This is a genomic window from Kitasatospora sp. NPDC087271, from assembly GCF_044744605.1.
Classification (GTDB): Bacteria; Actinomycetota; Actinomycetes; order Streptomycetales; family Streptomycetaceae; genus Kitasatospora.
Genome location: NZ_JBIUYQ010000001.1, coordinates 163817 through 184233, shown reverse-complemented (window position 1 = coordinate 184233; position 20417 = coordinate 163817). Strand labels below are relative to the sequence as shown.

General features: G+C 73.4%; 16 protein-coding genes. 9 read left to right on the top strand and 7 right to left on the bottom strand.

The genetic code is table 11. The annotated features are described in order from the left end of the window. Window positions 1-308 precede the first annotated feature (308 nt). Genes pucD through ACIO9K_RS00760 form a run of 3 tightly spaced genes read right to left on the bottom strand, consistent with a single transcriptional unit; the run spans window position 309 to window position 4047 of the window. Window positions 309-2678: a xanthine dehydrogenase subunit D gene (gene pucD / locus ACIO9K_RS00770; protein WP_363616776.1), complete on the bottom strand. Its 2370-nt coding sequence runs from the start codon at window positions 2676-2678 to the stop codon at window positions 309-311. Next, window positions 2675-3163, bottom strand: coding sequence for a (2Fe-2S)-binding protein (locus ACIO9K_RS00765; RefSeq protein WP_350875362.1), 489 nt, complete (start codon window positions 3161-3163; stop codon window positions 2675-2677). The genes pucD and ACIO9K_RS00765 overlap by 4 nt, the downstream gene beginning before the upstream one ends. Further along, window positions 3160-4047 (bottom strand): FAD binding domain-containing protein, encoded by an 888-nt coding sequence (locus ACIO9K_RS00760; RefSeq protein WP_363616778.1) that lies wholly within the window; start codon window positions 4045-4047, stop codon window positions 3160-3162. The genes ACIO9K_RS00765 and ACIO9K_RS00760 overlap by 4 nt, the downstream gene beginning before the upstream one ends. Before the next feature lie 450 nt (window positions 4048-4497). Here ACIO9K_RS00760 and ACIO9K_RS00755 point away from each other — a divergent pair, with 450 nt between their 5' ends. Beyond that, a complete protein-coding gene (locus tag ACIO9K_RS00755; protein ID WP_363616780.1) occupies window positions 4498-6090 on the top strand; it encodes a PucR family transcriptional regulator in 1593 nt (530 codons plus the stop codon). Between the two features lie 104 nt (window positions 6091-6194). Here the strand turns inward: ACIO9K_RS00755 and ACIO9K_RS00750 are convergent, their stop codons facing one another. Continuing rightward, window positions 6195-7340, bottom strand: coding sequence for an alpha/beta hydrolase-fold protein (locus ACIO9K_RS00750; RefSeq protein ID WP_363616782.1), 1146 nt, complete (start codon window positions 7338-7340; stop codon window positions 6195-6197). Window positions 7341-7652: 312 nt separating this feature from the next. On the opposite strand from ACIO9K_RS00750, the gene ACIO9K_RS00745 reads away from it, so the two are divergent. From ACIO9K_RS00745 to ACIO9K_RS00715, 7 genes are all read left to right on the top strand, one after another. Beyond that, on the top strand, window positions 7653-8672 hold the full coding sequence (locus ACIO9K_RS00745; RefSeq protein ID WP_400325669.1) for a substrate-binding domain-containing protein: 1020 nt from the start codon (window positions 7653-7655) through the stop codon (window positions 8670-8672). Beyond that, the gene (locus tag ACIO9K_RS00740; RefSeq protein ID WP_363616784.1) at window positions 8669-9700 is read left to right on the top strand and encodes an ABC transporter permease; all 1032 of its coding nucleotides are present in this window, start codon (window positions 8669-8671) and stop codon (window positions 9698-9700) included. The genes ACIO9K_RS00745 and ACIO9K_RS00740 overlap by 4 nt, the downstream gene beginning before the upstream one ends. Beyond that, window positions 9697-10557, top strand: coding sequence for an ATP-binding cassette domain-containing protein (locus tag ACIO9K_RS00735; RefSeq protein ID WP_400325665.1), 861 nt, complete (start codon window positions 9697-9699; stop codon window positions 10555-10557). The genes ACIO9K_RS00740 and ACIO9K_RS00735 overlap by 4 nt, the downstream gene beginning before the upstream one ends. Window positions 10558-10559: 2 nt before the next feature. Beyond that, complete coding sequence (locus tag ACIO9K_RS00730; RefSeq protein WP_400325662.1) at window positions 10560-11666, top strand: ROK family glucokinase; 1107 nt, start codon at window positions 10560-10562, stop codon at window positions 11664-11666. Window positions 11667-11780: 114 nt separating this feature from the next. Continuing rightward, entirely contained in the window at window positions 11781-13574 is a 1794-nt protein-coding gene (gene ggt, locus ACIO9K_RS00725; RefSeq protein ID WP_363616788.1) for a gamma-glutamyltransferase, read from the top strand. Between the two features lie 136 nt (window positions 13575-13710). Next, window positions 13711-14514 (top strand): exodeoxyribonuclease III, encoded by an 804-nt coding sequence (locus ACIO9K_RS00720; RefSeq protein WP_363616790.1) that lies wholly within the window; start codon window positions 13711-13713, stop codon window positions 14512-14514. A 154-nt stretch (window positions 14515-14668) separates the two neighbouring features. Continuing rightward, window positions 14669-15340 (top strand): hypothetical protein, encoded by a 672-nt coding sequence (locus ACIO9K_RS00715; protein ID WP_400325658.1) that lies wholly within the window; start codon window positions 14669-14671, stop codon window positions 15338-15340. A gap of 71 nt (window positions 15341-15411) precedes the next feature. On the opposite strand, the gene ACIO9K_RS00710 is transcribed toward ACIO9K_RS00715, so the two are convergent. After that, a complete protein-coding gene (locus ACIO9K_RS00710; RefSeq protein ID WP_400325655.1) occupies window positions 15412-16197 on the bottom strand; it encodes a lysoplasmalogenase in 786 nt (261 codons plus the stop codon). A gap of 234 nt (window positions 16198-16431) precedes the next feature. On the opposite strand from ACIO9K_RS00710, the gene ACIO9K_RS00705 reads away from it, so the two are divergent. Continuing rightward, on the top strand, window positions 16432-18249 hold the full coding sequence (locus tag ACIO9K_RS00705) for a DUF2398 family protein (protein WP_400325652.1): 1818 nt from the start codon (window positions 16432-16434) through the stop codon (window positions 18247-18249). 151 nt (window positions 18250-18400) lie between these two features. Here the strand turns inward: ACIO9K_RS00705 and ACIO9K_RS00700 are convergent, their stop codons facing one another. Both ACIO9K_RS00700 and ACIO9K_RS00695 read right to left on the bottom strand, forming a co-directional pair. Next, window positions 18401-18586, bottom strand: coding sequence for a hypothetical protein (locus ACIO9K_RS00700; protein ID WP_350875387.1), 186 nt, complete (start codon window positions 18584-18586; stop codon window positions 18401-18403). Between the two features lie 118 nt (window positions 18587-18704). Beyond that, window positions 18705-20348: a BCCT family transporter gene (locus tag ACIO9K_RS00695; protein WP_363579201.1), complete on the bottom strand. Its 1644-nt coding sequence runs from the start codon at window positions 20346-20348 to the stop codon at window positions 18705-18707. Between the last annotated feature and the right edge of the window lie 69 nt (window positions 20349-20417).

Genomic DNA, 20417 nt, shown 5'->3' with positions numbered 1-20417 from the left:
TGATTGCCAGTCAACGAGGTTGGCGCAGGGGGACTGCTCGACTCACTGGGCGCACTGTGGCGGTGCCTGCGGTGCGTGGGTGGTGCGCACCGCTGCAGAACCCCGGCGTGGGAGAGGCAGCGGGATGGTGTGGTCGCGTGCCGTTGGGCGGTGCACGCGAGTGGGGGGGCGGTGGAGCGGCCCCGGGGCGGCGGGGAAGACGGTCGCCGCCCCGGGGAGGTTCTCCTGCTCCCCGTCGCTGGAGCCCGGGGAGGTTCTCCTGCTCCCCGGGGCCTGAAGCCCGGGGGAGCTCGCGGGCTCCGGGGGCGTCAGGCCCCGGGGGCCTCCGTGGTGAGGTGCTCGGGCCGGACCGGGATCCGGTTGAGGGCCAGGCCGGTGGCGTTGCGGATGGCGGCCACGATCGACGGCGTCGCCGAGACGGTCGGGGCCTCGCCGACGCCGCGCAGCCCGTACGGGGCGTGCGGGTCGGGCAGTTCGAGGATCTCCACCGGGATCGGCGGGGTGTCGAGGATGGTGGGGATCAGGTAGTCGGTGAAGGAGGCGTTGCGCACCTTCCCGTCCCGCACGATGATCTCCTCCATCACGGCGAGGCCGAGCGCCTGGGTGCAGCCGCCCTGGATCTGGCCGACGACGGAGAGCGGGTTGAGCGCCTTGCCGACGTCCTGGACGGCGGTGAGCTCGACGACCTTGACCAGGCCCAGTTCGACGTCCACGTCGACCACCGCGCGGTTGGCGCAGAAGGTGTACTGGACGTGGCCGAAGCCCTGCCCGGTCTCCTTGTCGAAGGGGACGGTCGGGCGGTGGTGGTGTTCGCGGGTGAGGTCGATGGCCTCGTCACCGAGCAGGTCGACCATGGGGACCAGCACGCCGGCGCTCTCCGAGACGACCTTCCCGGCGATCAGCGTGATGTCGCCGTGGGTCCAGCCGTAGCGGCGGCGGCCCTTCTCGATCAGCGCCCGCCTGACCGCCTCGGCGGCCAGCTTCACGGCGCCGCCGGTCATGTACGTCTGGCGCGAGGCGGAGGTCGAACCGGCCGAGCCGACCTCGGTGTTGGCCGGGTGGATGGTGACCAGCTCGACGCCCAGCTCGGTGCGGGCGATCTGGGCGTGCACGGTGACGCCGCCCTGGCCGACCTCCGCCATCGCGGTGTGGACCATGGCGACGGGCTCGCCGCCGATCACCTCCAGGCGCACCCGGGCGGTGGAGTAGTCGTCGAAGCCCTCGGAGAAGCCGACGTTCTTGATGCCGACCGAGTAGCCGACGCCGCGCACGATGCCCTCGCCGTGCGAGGTGTTGGACAGCGCCCCGGGGAGCTGGCGCACGTCCGGGTGCTCGGTGTCCAGCGGTGGCGGCAGCGGCATCTCCTTGGCGCGCCGCAGCAGTTCGGCGACCGGGGCGGGCGAGTCGATCTGCTGGCCGGTGGGCATGCGGTCGCCCTCCGACATGGCGTTGAGCTGCCTCAACTCGACCGGGTCCATGCCGAGTTCGCCGGCCAGCTTGTCCATCTGCGACTCGTAGCCGAACGCGGCCTGGACGGCGCCGAAGCCGCGCATGGCGCCGCAGGAGGGATTGTTGCTGTAGAGCGCGATGGCGTGCATCCGCACGTTCGGGATCACGTACGGGCCGTGCCCGAGCGAGGCCGCGTTGCCGACCACGGCGGGCGAGGCGGAGGCGTACGCGCCGCCGTCGAGCACGATCCGGCAGTCGGCGAAGACCAGTTTGCCGTCACGGGTGGCGCCGTGCTCGTAGTGCATCCTGGCGGGGTGGCGGTGCACGTGGCCGAAGAAGGACTCGTCGCGGGCGTAGACGATCTTGACCGGCTTGCCGGTGTGCTGGGCCAGCAGGCAGGCGTGGATCTGCATCGACAGGTCCTCGCGGCCGCCGAAGGCGCCGCCGACGCCGGCCAGGGTGAGCCGGACCTTCTCCTCGGGCAGGTCGAGGACCGGGGCCATCTGCTGGCGGTCGACGTGCAGCCACTGGGTGGCGATGTAGAGGTCGATGCCGCCGTCCTCGGCGGGCACCGCGAGGCCGGACTCGGGGCCGAGGAAGGCCTGGTCCTGCATGCCGACCTCGTAGTCGCCGCTGACGATGACGTCCGCGAGCGCGCGGACCTCGTCGGTGACGCCGAGGCCGGAGACCAGCCGCTGCTCGTGGCAGATGTTGCCGTACCCGTGCGACTTGTACTCGTGCGGCTCGTGCACGTAGCCGTGGGTGGCGGGGTCGAGGCACTGCTCCTCGGTGACGATCGGGGTGAGCACCTCGTACTCGACCTTGATCCTCTTCACCGCGCGGCGGGCGGTCTCCGGGTGGTCGGCCGCGACCAGGGCGATCGCCTCGCCGTGGTAGCGGACCTTGTCGATGGCCAGGGCCGGCTGGTCCTGGATCTCCAGCCCGTAGTACTTCGCGCCGGGGATGTCCTGGTGGGTGAGGACGGCGTAGACGCCGGGCACCTTGAGCGCCTCGGAGATGTCCACCGACAGGATGGTGGCGCGCGGGTGCGGCGAGCGCAGCGCCATGCCCCAGAGCATGTCCTCGTGCCACATGTCGGAGGAGTACGCGAACTCGCCCTTGACCTTGAGGTGGCCGTCCGGGCGCAGCGGCGAGCCGCCGATCCCGTCCTTGCTGGCCTGCCGGATGTCCTGGAGGTTCTTCTGACCCTGGATGGTGCGGGTGGTCATTGCGACACGGCCTTTCCGGCGCACGTGCGGGCGGACGCCAGCCGCACCGCGTCCATGATCTTCTCGTAGCCGGTGCAGCGGCAGAGGTTGCCCGACAGCGCCTCGCGGATGTCGTTGTCGCTCGGCTGGGCGTCCCGCTCCAGCAGCGCGTCGGTCTGCACCAGCAGGCCGGGGGTGCAGAAGCCGCACTGGACGGCGCCGGCATCGATGAACGCCTGCTGGACGAGGCCCAGTTCGCCGTTCTCCCCGGTCAGGCCCTCGACCGTGCGCACCTCGCGGTCCTGCACCTGGCCGGCCGCGACCAGACAGCTGCAGACCGGCACGCCGTCCAGGTAGACCGTGCAGGAGCCGCACTCGCCCTGCTCGCAGGCGTTCTTCGAGCCCGGCAGGCCGACCCGCTCGCGCAGCACGTACAGGAGGCTCTCGCCCTCCCAGACGTCGTCCGCCTCGACCGGCTTGCCGTTGGCGGTGAAAGTCACCCTCATGCCGCGCTCCTGATCTGCTTGCTGTAGTCGTTCCAGGTCCAGGTGAGGGTGCGGCGGGCCATCACGGCCAGCGCGTGCCGGCGGTAGTCGGCGGTGCCCCGGACGTCGTCGATCGGCGAGGCGGCGGCCTTGACCAGCTCGCCGAAGCGCTGGACCACCTCGGCGCCCAGCAGGTCGCCGGACTCCCAGAGGCCGCGCTCGGCGAGCACGCCCGCCAGGTACTCCTCGGCCTCGACGGCGCGGCGCGGCGTGGGGGCGGCCGAGCCGATGCCGGTGCCGACGGTGCCGTTCTTCGGGTGGAGGGCGAAACCGAAGGCGCAGACCGCGATCACCATGGCGTTGCGGGTGCCGATCTTCGAGAACTGCTGCGGGCCGTCCGCCACCGGGATGCGCACCGCCCGGATCAGCTCGTCGGCCTCCAGGCTGTTGCGCTTCACGCCGACGTAGAAGTCGTCGATCGGGATCAGCCGGGTGCCGCGCACGGAGGCGGCCTCGACCAGGACGTCCCGGCCGGCCGCCAGCAGCGCCGGGTGGGAGTCGCCGGCCGGGGAGGCCGCGCCGAGGTTGCCGCCGACGCCGCCGCGGTTGCGGATCTGCGGGGAGCCGACGGTGTGGGCCGCCAGCGCCAGCCCGGGCAGCGGCCCGGACAGCTCGTCGATGATCCGGGAGTAGGGGACGGAGGCGCCGAGCCTGACGACGCCGCCGTCGTTCGACCACTGGGTGAGCTCGGTGATGCGGTTCAGATCGAGAATCGCGGATGGCCGGTGCACGTCGAAGTTCAGCTCGACCATGACGTCCGTACCGCCCGCGATGGGCAGCGCGGTCGGGTACTCGGCCTTCGCCGCGAGTGCCTCGTCCCAGGTAGCGGGCCGAAGGAACTCCATGCGGGTGTCTCCTCAAGTCGTCGCCTGCCGGACGGGTGGGCACAGTGCCCGGAACTCGGTGTTCGGACCTCTCAACCGACCGCTTCGTCGCCTCCGCGTCGGGCCCCGGTCACCGGGCTGCGTCCGGCGGCGTGTCGCCCAGTGAACCGCCGGGACGGGGCCCACTGGCAGTCACCGATGGCATGAAGCCCCGGCTGTGCTCCCGCCCGGCATCCTGTACGTTCCTCTAAGGAGAGGAATGCGCAGCCCAGGTGTTCACCAGGTGCTACCTACGACCGTAATCCGGCCGTGATTCGCAAGCGACGGGCCCGTGATCCGGTCGCCCGTCCGGACGTGACGACAAGTACGGATGTTCGGGCACACTGTGACCCCCGACCGAACGCCCGGGCCTCCCCCGTTCGGCCCACCTCCAGCCCCGTCCCACCCTCAGCCCCCGTTAGGAGTCCGCGGATGCGTGTCCGTGACCTGCTCGCCCCCGGCGCCCCGCGACTGCGCCTGCTCGCGGCCGAGGACGAGCTGGACCGGCAGGTCAGCGGCGTCATGACCACGGACCTGCACGACCCCGGCCGCTACCTGCACGGCGGCGAGCTGGTGCTCACCGGCATGCTGTGGCGCACCGCCCCGGCCGACTCCGAGCGGTTCGTGCGGACGATCGTGGCCGGCGGCGCGGTCGCCCTGGCGGCCGGCGAGGCCGAGGTCGGTCCGGTGCCCGAGGACCTGGTGGAGGCCTGCCGGCGGCACCGGATGCCGCTGCTGGCCGTCCCCGACGACATCGCCTTCGGCACCGTCACCGAGTTCATCGGCCGCCAGGTCTCCGCCGACCGCGCCGCCGACCTCGCCGCCCTCGTCGACCGGCACCGCCTGCTGGTCTCGGCGGCCGGCGGCGGCGGCCTGGACGCGGTGCTGGACCTGCTCGGCGGCGACCTCGACCTCGACTGCTGGGTGCTCACCCCCACCGGCGCGGTGATCGCCGGCCCCGCCGACCGCCTCCCGGCCGAGGACCGCGACCAGCTGGTCCGCGCCCACCTCGGCGCCCAGCGCCAGCGCCGCCGCCCCCCGCACCGGGCCCGCCTGGCCGGCGGCTCCTACTCGCTGCTGCCCGCCCCGGCCTCGGCCGACCACCAGGCGCCGCTGGCCGACTGGGTGCTCGCGGTGGCCGGCGACGTCACCGAGTGGACCACCAAGCGCCAGCAGCTCGCCGAGAACCTGGCCCGGCTGGTCGCCGCCGAGCGCCACCGCCGCGACGAGGGCCGTCGGCTGCGCCGTCGCCTCGCCGACGAGGTGCTGGCCCTGCTCCAGCGCGACGCCGATCCGGCCGAGATCAGCCGCACCCTGTACGCCTCCTCGGCGATGGCCGCCCGCTACGAGAGCGTCGATCCCAAACCCCAGGCCCAGGACGGGTCCTGGCTGGTGCTCAGCGCCGAGGGCACCGGCCTGCCCGAGGGTGTGGTGCGCGCCGTCCTGGAGGAGGCGCTGGGCGGCACCACCGACCGCGCGCTGGTCGCCGGGGCCGGCTCCGGCGCCGTCGTGGTGCTGCCCGCCCTGGACGGCCCGGTGCCCGCCGAGACCCTGCGCGACCTGCTCGCCCCGCTGGAGGCGGGCCTCGGCTCGGAGGGCCGGATCACCCTCGGCGTCTCCGCCCCCGCCTCCGAGGCCGGCGGCCTGCGCGGCGCCCTGGAGGAGGCCCGGCACGCCCGCCGGATCGCCGCCGCCCGGGTCGGCCGGGTCTGCGTGGCGGGCCCCGAGGAGCTGGCCTCGCACGTGCTGCTGCTGGCGGCCGTCCCGGACGAGGTCCGCCGCGCCTTCCGCGGCCGGCTGCTGGACAAGGTGATCGCGTACGACATCGAGCACCAGGCGGACCTGGTCCGCACCCTGGAGGCGTTCCTGCGCTCGGACGGCTCCTGGACGCGCTGCGCCGCGCAGCTGCACGTCCACGTCAACACCCTGCGCTACCGGATCGGCCGGATCGAGGAGCTGACCGGCCGTGACCTCTCCCGGCTGGAGGACCGGGTGGACTTCTACCTGGCGCTCGAACTGGCCTGACGGCCGGGCCTGAGAGCCGTGCCCCACGCAGGAGGGGCCCGCCGCGAGTGCTCGCGACGGGCCCCTCCTGCATGATCGTTACTGCTTGGGACTACTGCTTGGGACTACTGCGGCGGGATGACCGAGGTCATCCACTCGAAGATGCTCGGCACCATGGTCTTCCACAGCTCGGTGGTGTGCGGGCCGTTGCTCTCCTGGACCTGGACCTTGGTCGGCTCCTTGGCAGCCGCCGCGATCGCCTGGCCGTCCTCCAGGCCGTCGCCCTTCTTGCCGCTGATGTAGAGGCTGACCTTCGGCGGCTGCTGGGCGCTCTTGAGGATGTTGACCGGGTTGTTGGCCTCGCGCAGCTTCGGGTCCTTGCCGACCAGGGAGTCGCTCTCGGACGCCGGGTCGTTGTAGCCGGACATCGAGATCGCGGCCCGGTACCGGTTGGGGTGCGCCAGGGACAGCTTGGCCGCGCAGTGGGCGCCGGCCGAGTAGCCGGCGATGCCCCAGCGGTCCGGGGACGGGTCGGCGCGGAAGTTGTCCATGATCATCTGCGGGACGTCCCGGGTGAGCCAGGCGTCGGCGTTGATCTTGCCGGGGATGTCGGTGCAGCCGGCGTCCTGGTGGTTGCCGAGGAGCAGGGTGCGCGGCGAGACCAGGATGAACGGGGAGACCTTGCCCTGCTGCATCAGCGGCTTGAGCTGCTCGGAGACCTTGAGGGTGCCGTACCAGGTGGAGGAGGAGCCCGGGTAGCCCGGGATCAGCTCGACCACCGGGAACTTCTTGTCCTTGAACGCCGGGTCGTTGTACTGCGGCGGCAGCCAGACCAGCACCTCGCCGTCGACCCCGGACACCTGGCCCTTGAGCTCGGTCTTCTGGACGTCGCCGGGCACCGCCGGGTCGCCCACGCCGGCGAACTTCTGGAGCGCCTTCGGCGGCTGCTTGGCCGCGTCGCCACCGCCCTGGCCGGCGCCCTCCTTGCCCGAAGCGCCCTGGTCGGCCGGCGCCACCTGCGGCACGGCCCGGACGTGGTCACCGGTGCCGAGCAGGTCGTCCCAGTTGCCGTAGATCAGGTTGGCGTTGTTGACCATCACGAAGACCATCAGCACGGCCGTGATCTGGCAGAACATGATCATGACGAGCCTGGACAGGATCCGCACCGGGTTCGGCCCGCGGACCTTGCCCCAGTACAGGAGCGCCACCGCGATGGACACCGGCACCAGGATGACGGTGAGGATGAAGAATGGCGTACCTGTCAGTTGCATCGAGTTCTCGTATCCGGGTTGCTGGCCGCCCGAGCCCCACTCGCCCGAACGCACTCCAATGGCATTGGACGGCGCTGAACCGATGATCGGTTGCCATCCGAATCTGTGCGGAACCTGAGAGGAACATCACGTTTCCTGTGATGTTCCTGTTTCGGGTCGGCGCTAAGTCTGCCACCCGGACGGCCGTCGTCCGGACGAGATGTCCAGCGAACTTCCAGGAAGGTCCCCCGGGGCACCTTACCTCCCGCGTCGCGGGCGCCGCCGGGCGAGGCGGTGTCATCCACGTGCCGCCCGGCCAGAGAGACTATGGGGATGAGCACAACCCGCTTTCGCCCGTCCCGCCGTTTCTGGCCCGTCTGCGCCCTCCTGGCACTCGCGGTCACAGCGGCCGGTTGCAGCAGTACCGGAGGCCGCCGCGCCGAGGAGGCCCGCGCCAAGGCGTCGGCCGCCGGCGGCAGCGCCGTCACCACCCCGCGCTGGAAGGTCGCCATGGTGACCCACGCCGGGGCCGGCGACGCCTTCTGGGACAGCGTGCGCAAGGGTGCCGAGCAGGCCGCCGCCAAGGACAACATCACCTTCCTGTACTCCAACGACGCGCAGACCCAGAACCAGGTCCAGCTCGTCCAGGCCGCCATCGACCAGAAGGTCGACGGCCTGCTGGTCACCCTCGCCAAGGGCGACGCCATGGCCGACGTCCTCGGCAAGGCCAAGGCCGCCGGCATCCCCGTGATCACCGTCAACTCCGGCCAGGAGTACTCCGCCAAGTTCGGCGCGCTCACCCACATCGGCCAGGACGAGTCCACCGCCGGCCAGGCGGCCGGCACCGAGCTGGCCGGCCGCGGCCGCACGAACGTGCTCTGCGTCATCCACGAGCAGGGCAACATCGGCCAGGAGCAGCGCTGCTCCGGCGCCCAGTCCAAGGCCGGCGGCGCCTTCCAGGTGCTGTACGTGGACGGCGTCAACATGCCCGACGCCCGCGCCGCGATCTCCGCCAAGCTCCAGGCCGACCCGGCCATCGACACCGTGCTCACCCTCTCCGGCCCGATGGCCGCCACCGGCCTCCAGGCCGTCCAGGACGTCCACCGCGCCGTCGAGCTCGACACCTTCGACCTGGGGCCGCAGGTGGTGGCCGGCCTCAAGTCCGGCTCCGTCGGCTTCGCCGTCGACCAGCAGCCTTACCTCCAGGGCTACGAGGGCGTCGACCTGCTCTGGCTGTACAAGTCCAACCTGGACATGCTCGGCGGCGGCAAGCCCGTCGCGACCGGCCCGCAGATCCTGACCAAGGACGACGCCGACGCGCTCGCCGAGTACGTCGCGAGGGGGACCAGGTGAGCACCACCGACGTCCTCGCCCAGGACCGCCCGGCCGCGCTGCGCCGCCTCCTCGCCCGCCCCGAGCTCGGCTCGCTGATCGCCGCCGTCGCGGTGTTCACCGTCTTCGCGGTGGCCGCCGAACCCTTCCTGCGGGTCTCCTCGCTGGGCACCGTGCTCTACGCGGCGTCCACCATCGGGATCATGGCCGTCCCGGTCTCGCTGCTGATGATCGGCGGCGAGTTCGACCTGTCGGCGGGCGTGCTGGTCACCACCGCCGCGCTGACCTCCTCGATGGTCTCCTACCAGTTCACCGCGGTGACCTGGGTCGGCACTCTGGTCTCGCTCGCCGTCACCCTGGCCGTCGGCGCCTTCAACGGCTGGATGCTCGGCCGCACCCGGCTGCCCAGCTTCATCGTCACCCTCGGCACCTTCCTGATGCTGACCGGTGCCAACCTCGGCGTCACCAAGCTGGTCTCCGGCACCGTCTCCACCAAGCCGATCTCCGACATGGAGGGCTTCGCCTCCTGCCGCTGGCTGTTCGCCTCCGAGGTCACGGTCGGCGGACTGACGATCAAGGCGACCGTCTGGTGGTGGCTCGGCCTGCTCGCGGTCGGCAGCTGGGTGCTGCTGCGCACCCGCTTCGGCAACTGGATCTTCGCCGTCGGCGGCGACGCGGACGCCGCCCGCGCGGTCGGCGTGCCGGTCGCCCGCACCAAGACCCTGCTCTACCTCGGTGTCGGCTTCGGCGCCTGGGTGCTCGGCCAGCACCTGCTGTTCTCCTTCGACACCGTGCAGTCCGGCGAGGGCGTCGGCAACGAGCTGATCTACATCGTCGCGGCCGTCATCGGCGGCTGCCTGATCACCGGCGGCTACGGCTCGGTGGTCGGCTCCGCGCTCGGCGCGCTGATCTTCGGCATGGCCAGCAAGGGGATCATCTACGCCCAGTGGAACCCGGACTGGTTCAAGTTCTTCCTCGGCGCGATGCTGCTGCTCGCCGCCCTGCTGAACGCGTACGTCAAGCGCCAGGCCGAACGGGGGCCCCGATGAAGACCGAACTGCTCGCCCTGGAGGGCGTCGGCAAGAGCTACGGCACCGTCCGCGCCCTCCAGGACGTCTCGCTCACCCTGCACGCCGGCGAGATCAGCTGCGTGCTCGGCGACAACGGCGCCGGCAAGTCCACCCTGATCAAGATCATCTCCGGGCTGCACCAGCACGACGAGGGCACCTACACCGTCGGCGGCGAGGAGGTCCGGCTCGACTCCCCGCGCCAGGCCCTGGACCGCGGCATCGCCACCGTCTACCAGGACCTCGCCGTCGTCCCGCTGATGCCGGTCTGGCGCAACTTCTTCCTCGGCTCCGAGCAGGGCCACCGCCGCTGGGGCGGCCTGCGCCTGGACGCCGAGGCGATGCGCGCCACCACCCGCGAGGCGCTCGCCCGGATGGGCATCGACCTGCACGACGTGGACCGCCCGATCGGCACCCTCTCCGGCGGCCAGCGCCAGTGCGTGGCGATCGCCCGGGCCGTGCACTTCGGCGCCAAGGTGCTCATCCTGGACGAGCCGACCGCGGCGCTCGGCGTCAAGCAGTCCGGAGTGGTGCTCAAGTACGTCACCGCCGCCCGCGACGCCGGGCTCGGGGTCGTCCTGATCACCCACAACCCGCACCACGCGTACCTGGTCGGCGACCACTTCACCCTGCTCAAGCGGGGCCGGATGGCCGGCAGCCACCCGCGCGCCGAGATCGGCCTCGAACAGCTCACCACCGAGATGGCCGGCGGCTCCGACCTCGCCGAGCTCTCGCACGAGCTGGCCCGGCCCACCGAACCCCAGCCCCGCACCGAACCCCAGCCCCGCACCGACCCCCAGCCCCGTCCTGACCCCGAGCCCCGTGAGGAGCGTCCGTAGCCGTGACCAGCCCCCAAGGCAGCACCCGGCCGGCCGTCCTGCCCACCCTGCTCGGCCTCGGCCCCCGCGCCGAGCGCCGCCGCCGCGCCCTGCCCGCCGGGATACTGCGACTGCCCACCATCGGCGTCGACATCGGCGGCACCAAGGTGGTCGCCGGAGTGGTGGACGGCGAGGGCAAGGTGCTGGAGAAGCTGCGCACCGACACCCCCGACAAGAGCAAGAGCGCCAAGGTCGTCGAGAACGTCATCGTCGACCTGGTGCTGGAGCTCGCCGACCGGCACGACGTCCACGCCGTCGGCATCGGCGCGGCCGGCTGGGTCGACGCCGACCGTTCCACGGTGCTGTTCGCCCCGCACCTGAACTGGCGGGGCGAGCCGCTCCAGCAGGCGCTCAGCGAGCGGCTGCGCTTCCCGGTGATCGTCGAGAACGACGCCAACGCCGCCGCCTGGGCCGAATGGCGCTTCGGCGCCGGGCGCGGCGAGGACCACATGGTGATGCTCACCCTGGGCACCGGCATCGGCGGCGCCGTCGTCCGCGACGGCTACGTCGACCGCGGCAAGTACGGCCTGGCGGGCGAGTTCGGCCACATGCAGGTGCTGCCCGGCGGCCACCGCTGCCCGTGCGGCAACCGCGGCTGCTGGGAGCAGTACTCCTCCGGCAACGCGCTGGTGCGCGACGCCCGCGAACTCGTCGCCGAGGAGTCCCCGGTGGTGCAGCCGCTGCTCGCCCGGGCCGGCGGCACCGTCGAGGGCATCACCGGACCGCTGGTCACCGAGGCCGCCCGGGCCGGCGACCCGACCGCCACCGAACTGCTCTACGAGGTCGGCACCTGGCTCGGCGTCGGCATCGCCAACCTGGCCGCCGCGCTCGACCCGGGCCGCTTCGTCATCGGCGGCGGCGTCTCCGAGGCCGGCGACCTGCTGCTCGGCCCGGCCCGGGACACCTTCCGCCGTACCCTCACCGGGCGCGGCTTCCGGCCCGAGGCCAGCATCGTGCACGCCGCACTCGGCAACGAGGCCGGCCTGGTCGGCGCCGCCGACCTCGCCCGGCAGGTCGCCCGCCGGTTCCGCACCATCAAGCGGCGCAGGGTCGAGCGCAGCGGCGTCTGAGCCCTTTCGCCTGATTCGGTTCCGTCAACTACCGGTTGGTAGCGGTGCGGTGTGATTGTCGGGATCATGCCTCCTGTGAGACAACGGAGTTGACGTCGACTCAGGAGGACTCGGATGAGGGCTCTGGCCCGGATCGCACCACCGCTGCTGCTCGCCACCGCCCTGGTCTGGTCCTGCGCCGGACCGGCCGGGGCGGCGGGGGCAGCCCCGCCGCCGAAGGCCCCCGAGGCGGTGGGCCGGGGCGGAGCGGTGGCCAGCGTCGACGCCGACGCCACCGCGGCCGGCATCGAGGTACTGCGCAAGGGCGGCAACGCGGTCGACGCGGCGGTCGCGACCGCGGCCGCCCTCGGCGTCACCGAGCCCTACTCCTCCGGCATCGGCGGCGGCGGGTACTTCGTCTACTACGACCACGCCAGCGGCCGGGTGCACACCATCGACGGCCGCGAGGTGGCCGGCCGCACCGCCGACAGCGGGCTGTTCCTGGAGGACGGCAAGCCGCTGGCCTTCGCCGACGCCGTCACCAGCGGCCTGTCCGTCGGCGTCCCCGGCACCGCCGCCACCTGGGACACCGCCCTGCGCCAGTGGGGCACCCGCACGCTCGCCGACGCCCTCGAACCCGCCGAGCGGATCGCCGACAACGGCTTCGTCGTCGACCAGACCTTCCGCGGCCAGACCGCCGACAACTACGACCGGTTCAAGGACTTCCCGGACACCGCCAAGCTCTACCTGCCCGGCGGCAAGCCCCCCGAGGTCGGCACCGTCCTGCGCAACCCCGACCTCGCCGCCACCTACCGGCTGCTGGCCAAGGACGGCGTCAAGGCCTTCTACCAGGGCGAGCTTGGCAAGGACGTGGCCAACACCGTCCAGCACCCGCCGGTCGACCCGGCCTCCGGCCGCAAGGCCCGCCCCGGCAAGATCGACACCGCCGACCTCGCCGCCTACCAGGTCCGCCGCCAGGCGCCCACCCACGTCCCGTACCGCGACTACGACGTCTACTCCATCGCCCCCTCCAGCTCCGGCGGCACCACCGTCGGCGAGGCGCTCGGCATCCTGGAGGACGGCGACCTCGGCGCGTACAGCGACACGCAGTACTACCACCACTTCCTGGACGCCTCCCGGATCGCCTTCGCCGACCGCAACCGCTGGGTCGGCGACCCGGCCTTCGGCGACGTCCCCACCAGGGAGCTGCTCTCCGCGCGCTACGCCGCCTCCCGGGCCTGCCTGATCAGCCCCGACCGCGCCCTCACCAGCCCGCTCGCCCCAGGCGACCCGCGCCACCCCGCCGACTGCGCCGAGGCCGGCCCCGCCGTCGCCGAGCCCTACGAGGGCCCCAACACCACCCACCTCAGCGTGGCCGACCGCTGGGGCAACGTCGTCTCCTACACCCTCACCATCGAGCAGACCGGCGGCAGCGGCATCACCGTCCCCGGCCGCGGCTTCCTGCTCAACAACGAGCTCACCGACTTCGACTTCACCCCGCTCACCCCGGGCGTCCCCGACCCCAACCTGCCCGGCCCGGGCAAGCGGCCGCGCTCCTCGATCTCCCCGACCATCGTGCTGCGCGACGGCGAACCGCTGCTCGCCACCGGCAGCCCCGGCGGCGCGACCATCATCACCACCACCCTCCAGGTGCTGCTCGGGCGGCTCGACCGGGGCCTGAGCCTGGAACAGGCCATCGCCGCACCGCGCGCCAGCCAGCGCAACACCGTCGCCACCCAGGCCGAGCCCGGCTTCCTGGCGCTGCCCGAACGGGCCGCGCTGGAGGCGCTCGGGCACAGCTTCACGTCCGTCGCCGAGATCGGCGCCGCCACCGGCGTCGAACGGCTGCCGGACGGGCGGTGGGTGGCCGCGGCCGAACCGGTCCGGCGCGGGGGCGGCTCCGCGGCGGTGGTCCGGCCCACGGGCTGACCGGGCCGCAGGCCGGCCGGGCCGTACTGTCGGTGCCGGGCGGTATGTTCGGGGTGGGCGTCCCCTCGGGGGGTGCCCACCCCTCGTCTCGACCGAAGCACCCGTCCGTACCGAACCACCGGGAAGGCCGCCCGCCGTGACCGTCCGCATCGCCACCTGGAACATCAACTCCGTCACCGCGCGGCTGCCCAAGCTCCTGGAGTGGCTGGAGAGCGCCAAGCCCGACGTGCTCTGCCTCCAGGAGCTCAAGTGCGCGGCCGACGCCTTCCCGTACGAGGAGGTGCGCGCCCTCGGGTACGAGACCGCGGCCCACGGCACCGGCCGGTGGAACGGCGTCGCGATCGTCTCCCGGATCGGCCTGGACGACGTCGTGCGAGACCTGCCCGGCCAGCCCGGCTACCTCGCCGACGGCGCCCTGCTGCCCGACGTCGAGCCGCGCGCCGTCGCCGCCACCTGCGGCCCGGTCCGGGTCTGGTCGGTCTACGTGCCCAACGGCCGCGAGGTCGACCACGCCCACTACCGCTACAAGCTGGAGTGGCTGCAGGCGCTGCGCACGGCCGCCACCGAGGACGCCGCCGGGCCCCGCCCGTTCGCCGTCCTCGGGGACTTCAACATCGCTCCCGCCGACGAGGACGTCTACGACGTCGCCGCCTTCGAGGGCCTCACCCACGTCACCCCCGCCGAGCGGGCCGCGCTGGAGGCCCTCGGCGAGGTGGGCCTGCACGACGTGGTGCCGCGCCCGCTCAAGTACGACCGCCCCTACACCTACTGGGACTACCGCCAGCTGGCCTTCCCCAAGAACCGGGGCATGCGGATCGACCTCACCTACGCCAACAAGCCGTTCGTGGACGCCGTCACCGACAGCTACGTGGACCGCGAGGCCCGCAAGGGCAAGGGCACCTCGGACCACGCGCCGGTCGTGGTGGACCTCGACCTGTGAATCACCCTGGGTGAGGGGTGGTAACCCGAACGGTCCCGACCGGTGGCCGGGGCCGGGCGGGCTGCCTACTGTCGGGCATAACCGGGTGCAGTTGTTCGACCACGTGGACATCGGAGTCCCCCCGGCTGCGCCCGAGAATCCCGGAGGTTCCGGCATGCGCCCCATGCGTACGGCCGCCGCCGCCCTGATCGGCGCGACGGTGCTGACCGGCCTGACGGCCCCCCTCGCATCCGCCAGGGACGGCTCGGCCTCGGTCAGCCCGCCCCAGGCCGCACCGGGCCAGACCGTGAAGCTCACGGTCTCCTGTGAGAAGTCGGACAAGCCCGACGCCAAGACCATCACCGCCCACTCCGCCGCGTTCGAGGGCGGTCCGGCCACTCTCACCCTGGGCTCCGACGGCAAGCACAGCGGCTCGGCCCGGCTGGCCGGCCAGCACTCCGGGGACAACAGGATCGACGGCACCTGCCCGGACGGCGGGGCGTTCTCCACCAAGGTCGCGGTCGCCGGCGTCCCGGTCGCCGGCTCCGACAGGGGCTCCGACAGGGGCTCCGACAAGGGCTCCGAGAAAGGGCCTGAGAAAGGGCCTGAGAAAGGCGCCGAGAAGGGTCCCGAGAAAGGCCTCGGCGACTGGGGCAAGGCGGCCGGCGAGTGGGCGGGCTCGCTCGGCCAGTCCGGCGCCGGCGGCCAGCAGGTCGCCCCGCACGGCGCCGTGAACACCGGCCTCGGCGGTTCGGTCGCGGCCGATCCGGCGGAGCTGGCCGGGGGCCTGGCCCTGGTGGCGGGCGGCGTCGGAGGCTTCTGGCTGCTGCGGCGGCGCGGTGCCTGATGGGCACCGCCGCCGTTCTGTTTTCCCCGCGCGCCGTCGGACCCTGACCGGGCCGACGGCGCACAGGCGTGTCAGCCGGCCTGCGGCGCGGGCTTCCGCTGCTGCTGAGGCCCGTGCCCGGTTTCCTGCCCGTGCTTGTTCTCGTGCCCGAGTTCGAGCTGACGGTGCCCGTGCTCGTGCTCGTGCCGGAGGGTGCCGCTGGCCAGCAGGTACTGGGCCAGGACGTACGTCGCCATGATCCAGAACTGGTGCCCCGGCAGTTCCCGCCACTTCGCCAGCTGGGTGGCGATCAGCGTGTCGGACAGCAGGAACAGCGCCCCGCCCAGCCCGGTCCGCCAGCCCAGCCCGGCCGAGGTGACGGCCGTGGAAGCGAGCAGCAGGCTGTAGCCGGCCACCGGGATCCGCAGGTCCCCGAGGTCCGGCCAGAGCTGCCCGACCATGGCCACCCAGGCGGTCGCGTACGCGGCCGCCACCACCAGGGCCCGCCGACGGTCGGTCAGCGCCCCGCGCCGGACGAACATCGTCACGTAGCAGACGTGCGCCGCCGCGAACGAGCCCATCCCGGCCAGGAACGCGGTGTCGTTCTTCAGCTGGAGCAGCACGTCCCCGCCCGCGCTCAGCAGCAGTGCCGGGGCCAGCGGCTTCGGCGCCCGCCGCCCGGCGGTGGCGGCCGCGGCGACGCTGTGCGCGGCCAGCAGCGGCATCAGGGCCGGCTTGGTGGCGTTCTGCAGCACGGACGCGCCGGAGGCGATCGCGCCCAGGTGCGTCGCCGAGGCGGCCGCGAAGCCGCCGAGCAGGCCGGCGGCCGAGCGCAGGCGGCCGCCGAGGACGGCACGGGTGGTCGTACGGATGCTCATGCGGCTGCTGACCTCCGGGGTCGGGCGGTGGGGGAGTGGGACGAACCCTAGGCGACCCGCCGGTGCGGCGGAAGAGCGGGTTACCGGTGCGTAACCCGGGTGGTGCGGGGCGGGTGACGGCGCGGCGGCGGGTGCGGGCCGGCGGGTGGCGTAGCGGAGGGCGGCCGGTCACTTCGGCGCACGGCCGGTTGCTGCCACCGGGTGACCCGGCCACCGTCTAGTCTGGTCCCCGACATGGAGCAGCAGGAGTACGCGGTCGGCGCCACCCGGGTGGCCACCGGCAGGCCGGACGGGCGCACGGGCGGGACGGGGCGGAGGACCACCGACGCCCTCCTCGCCGTACGCGAACCCGCGGCCGGACCGGCACCCGAAGCCGTGTCCGGCCCCCGTGCTGACGCCGCGCCGACCAGGCCCGCGCCGGAGCCGGGCGCCGCCTCCGCACTCTCGCCCGACCCGGGCCTGCTCCGGCTCGCCCACTGGTTCGCCGCCGCCACCCCCGGCACCGCCGACGACCTGTGCGCCGCCTCCTTCGGCCTCTACCCGGCCCGCCATCTCGGCGCCCCCGCCGAAGCGGCGCCCGACGCCGACGTCAGCTGGTGGCACGGCCCCACCGCGCACGCGACCGCCGCCCTGCGCTCCCGGGAGCCCCGCCCCGTCGGCGGTCTGCGCCGCGCCCGGCGGGACGCCTCCGCGCTGCCCGTCGTCCGGTCAGGTGCCAAGCCGGGCAGGCCCGGCAGGCACCGCAAGCCCGAGCGGACCCGCCCGGTGCCGGGCGCGCAGGATCGTTCCGGCCAGGACCTTCCGATACCGGCCCCGGCCCTGCCCGTCGCGGACGTCTCCGCCCCGGCCCTGCCCGTCGTCGACCTTCCCGTCGTCGACCTGCCCGCCGCCGAACGCCGGATCGCCGCCCGGCTGCTGCTCGCCCACCCGCTGGTCACCGCCTCCGGCCCGCACGCCGACGGCTTCCCGCTGATCCGCCGTCACCGCGACTGGCTCGTCGAACGCTTCGACGCCCTGCTCGGCTACCGGCTCGTCGTCGGCCCCTGGCACGCCCGGCTCTGCAAGGCCGGCCTCGGCCCCGGCGCCGCCCGCCGCCTCGAACACCCCGCGACCGGCGCCCCGTTCACCCCCGCCGGTTACGCCCAACTCGCTCTCGCCCTCGCCCTGTTGGTCGACGCCCCCGAGCAACTGCCGTGCGGGCGGCTGCTCGACGCCATGCGCGCCGCGGCGCCGGGCCTCGCCGCCGGCCCGGCCGACCGAGCGATGGCCCTCGCCGCGCTCGCCGACTGGCAGGTCCTCGGCGACCTGCCGGCCGACCCGGCCGACCCGGCCGTCCGGGCCGCCGTACTGACCGTCGACCGCGAACTCGCCCGCGCCGTCCCGGCCGGTCCGCCCGCCCTCGCCGACGACGCCGCCGACCTGATCCGCCGCGCCGCCGACGCCGAACCCGCCACCGCCGTGCGCCGTCTGCTCGCCGAGACCCCCGCCGTCCTCGACGCCGACCTCCCCGAGGACCGGAGCGCCTGGCTGCACGAGCACCGGCTGAGCGGCCCGGCCGCGCTCGCCGACTTCCTCGGCCTGGAGACCGAGCTGCGGACCGAGGGCGTCGCCCTGCTCGACCCGGCCGACGAGCTCACCGACCTCGTCTTCCCCGGCGCCGGCCCCCTGCCGCAGGCCGCCCTGCTGCTGCTCGAACGCCTGGTGGAGGAAGTCCGCCCGCTGCCCGGCGAGAGCACCACCGGCGGCGACGTCCCGATCCCCGACGCGCTGATAGACGGCCTCCTCGGCGACATCGCCGACGAGTACGGCCTCCCGGCCCGCTGGCGCCGCGACTACCTCGCCGACCGGACCGCGCTGCGCCGCGACGCCCTCGACCTGCTCCACAACCTCGGCCTGATCACCCCCACCCCCCGCGGCAGCCGCCCCCCGGGCTGGCTCCTGCGCCCGCCCGCCGCCCGCTACGCCCCCGCCCCGGACTTCCACCCCGTACCCGGCACCGGCCGCCACTCCCGCCCCGCGCCGGCCGGGGCCCGGGAGCAGCGGCGCGCCTGAGGCCGGTTCGCCGCTCAGCTCCGCTGTCGCGCCTCGCCGCTCCGCCGTCGCCGGAAAGGCGGAAGCACCGCGTCCGGGGGCGGACGGCGGTGCTGAAGGGGTGGATCGGACGGTCAGTCGGTCTCTTTCTCTCCGGTCGCTTTCTCGCGGGTCACTTTCTCGCGGTGGCCGTGGTGGCGGCGAGGGTGCCGTGCTGGACGGTCTCGACGGTGGCGCCGACGCCGAAGGTGCCGAGGGCGATGGAGGCGAGGACGGCGGTGGCGGCGAGGAGCCGGCGGTGGCGCCGGGGGAGCGGGAAGCGCGGTTCCTGGTAGGGCGCCTGAGGGCTGGCGTTCATGACAGGGAGGGTTCCAGGGTGGTGTGAACGGTCGGTACGCGCGGGTGAAGTCCGGGCGGGGGTTGGGCGTCGGTTGGCCGCGTACGCCCCACCCGCGCGGGTGGGGCGTACGCGCTGGTCAGCGGCGTGGTGTGCGTTCGGCGAGGGCCTCGCCGACGGCGACCCGGACGGCGTCGCGCAGGCCGTGCACGGGGTGCAGGCGGGACGGGCCGGCGGCCGGGTCCTCGCGGAGCTCCTTCACCAGGGACACGCAGAGCAGCAGCATCACGACCACGAACGGCAGCGCGACCAGGATCGTCGCGTTCTGCAGCGCGGTGAGCCCGCCGGCCAGCAGCAGGGCGGCGGCGACCCCGCCCATCAGCACGCCCCAGACGACCACGAGCCAGGTGCGCGGGTGCAGCGAGCCGCGGCTGGAGAGCGAGCCGAGGACGAGGGAGGCGGAGTCGGCGCTGGTGATGAAGAAGGTCATCACCAGCAGCACGGCGACCACGCTGGTGGCGGAGCCGAGCGGCAGCGAGCGCAGCATCTCGAACAGCGAGGCCTCCGCGCCCTTCGGGATGGTCGCGACCAGGTCGGCCGTGCCCGTGGTGACCAGCCGGATCGCGGTGCCGCCCATCACGCAGAACCAGATCACGGTGGCCCCGCTGGGCACCAGCAGGACGCCGAGCAGGAACTGCCGGATGGTGCGGCCGCGGGAGATGCGGGCGATGAAGGTGCCGACGAAGGGGGCCCAGGAGAGCCACCAGGCCCAGTAGAAGATCGTCCAGGAGCCGAGCCAGCTCTCGTCGGTGAAGGCCCCGGTCTGGGTGGACATGCCGAGCAGGTCGGAGAGGTAGCCGCCGACGGTGGAGGGGATCGCGTCCAGCGTGAACACCGTCGGGCCGAACACGAAGACGAAGAGCATGATCAGCGAGGCCAGGACGACGTTCGCGGTGGAGAGCCACTTGACGCCCTTGTGGACGCCGGAGAAGGCGGAGAGCACGAAGGCGGCGGTCAGCGAGCCGATGATGATCAGCTGGGCGTTCTGGGTGTTGCGCACGGAGGTGATGTAGCCGAGGCCGTCGGCGACCTGGAGCGCGCCGAGGCCGAGGCTGGTGGCGGAGCCGAAGACGGTGGCGAAGACGGCCAGCAGGTCGATCGCGCGCCCGGCCCAGCCGTCGGCGCCGCGCTGGCCGATGAGCGGGACGAAGGCGGCGGAGATGCGGTTGCCGCGGCCCTTGCGGAAGGTGGTGTAGGCGAGGGCGAGGCCGCCGACGGCGTAGATCGCCCACGGATGCAGCGTCCAGTGGAACAGCGAGAACTCCAGGGCCTGCTGGGCGGCGGCCGCGCTCTGCGGTTCCAGGCCGGAGCCGGGCTGCGGGGTGGCGAACAGCTGGAGCGGCTCGCCGACGCCGTAGAACATCAGGCCGATGCCCATGCCGGCGCTGAACATCATGGCGACCCAGGCGAGGGTGGAGAACTCGGGTTCGTCGTCGTCGCGGCCGAGCCGGATGCGGCCGAAGCGGCTGAAGGCGAGCAGCACGGTGAGGACGAGGAAGACGTCGGCGGCCACCACGAACAGCCAGCCGAAGTTGTGCAGGACCCAGCCGAGCGCGCTGCTGGAGGTCCGGCCGAGCGAGTCCTCGGCGAAGACTCCCCAGGCGACCACGGCCAGCACCAGGGCGGCGCTGATCCCGAACACCGCCCGGTCGGCGGGCAGGGTCGCGGCGGGTTCGTCGGGCTCCTCCGCGCGTTGGTCGGGCTGCGGCGGCTGGCTGCTCATCGGGTGGACTCTCCTGCCTCGGGGCGGACGTGGGCTTCGGCGACATCGGCGGATTAAAGCTGCATGTCG

Excerpts from the sequence above, each read along its gene's own strand:
- ACIO9K_RS00700 (WP_350875387.1), bottom strand. The coding sequence starts at position 18,586 with ATGAACGCCAGCCCTCAGGCGCCCTACCAGGAACCGCGCTTCCCGCTC.
- ACIO9K_RS00765 (WP_350875362.1), bottom strand. The coding sequence starts at position 3,163 with ATGAGGGTGACTTTCACCGCCAACGGCAAGCCGGTCGAGGCGGACGAC.
- ACIO9K_RS00735 (WP_400325665.1), top strand. The coding sequence starts at position 9,697 with ATGAAGACCGAACTGCTCGCCCTGGAGGGCGTCGGCAAGAGCTACGGC.
- ACIO9K_RS00715 (WP_400325658.1), top strand. The coding sequence starts at position 14,669 with ATGCGCCCCATGCGTACGGCCGCCGCCGCCCTGATCGGCGCGACGGTG.
- ACIO9K_RS00755 (WP_363616780.1), top strand. The coding sequence starts at position 4,498 with ATGCGTGTCCGTGACCTGCTCGCCCCCGGCGCCCCGCGACTGCGCCTG.
- ACIO9K_RS00695 (WP_363579201.1), bottom strand. The coding sequence starts at position 20,348 with ATGAGCAGCCAGCCGCCGCAGCCCGACCAACGCGCGGAGGAGCCCGAC.
- ACIO9K_RS00705 (WP_400325652.1), top strand. The coding sequence starts at position 16,432 with ATGGAGCAGCAGGAGTACGCGGTCGGCGCCACCCGGGTGGCCACCGGC.
- ACIO9K_RS00750 (WP_363616782.1), bottom strand. The coding sequence starts at position 7,340 with ATGCAACTGACAGGTACGCCATTCTTCATCCTCACCGTCATCCTGGTG.
- pucD (WP_363616776.1), bottom strand. The coding sequence starts at position 2,678 with ATGACCACCCGCACCATCCAGGGTCAGAAGAACCTCCAGGACATCCGG.
- ACIO9K_RS00745 (WP_400325669.1), top strand. The coding sequence starts at position 7,653 with ATGAGCACAACCCGCTTTCGCCCGTCCCGCCGTTTCTGGCCCGTCTGC.
- ACIO9K_RS00760 (WP_363616778.1), bottom strand. The coding sequence starts at position 4,047 with ATGGAGTTCCTTCGGCCCGCTACCTGGGACGAGGCACTCGCGGCGAAG.
- ggt (WP_363616788.1), top strand. The coding sequence starts at position 11,781 with ATGAGGGCTCTGGCCCGGATCGCACCACCGCTGCTGCTCGCCACCGCC.
- ACIO9K_RS00710 (WP_400325655.1), bottom strand. The coding sequence starts at position 16,197 with ATGAGCATCCGTACGACCACCCGTGCCGTCCTCGGCGGCCGCCTGCGC.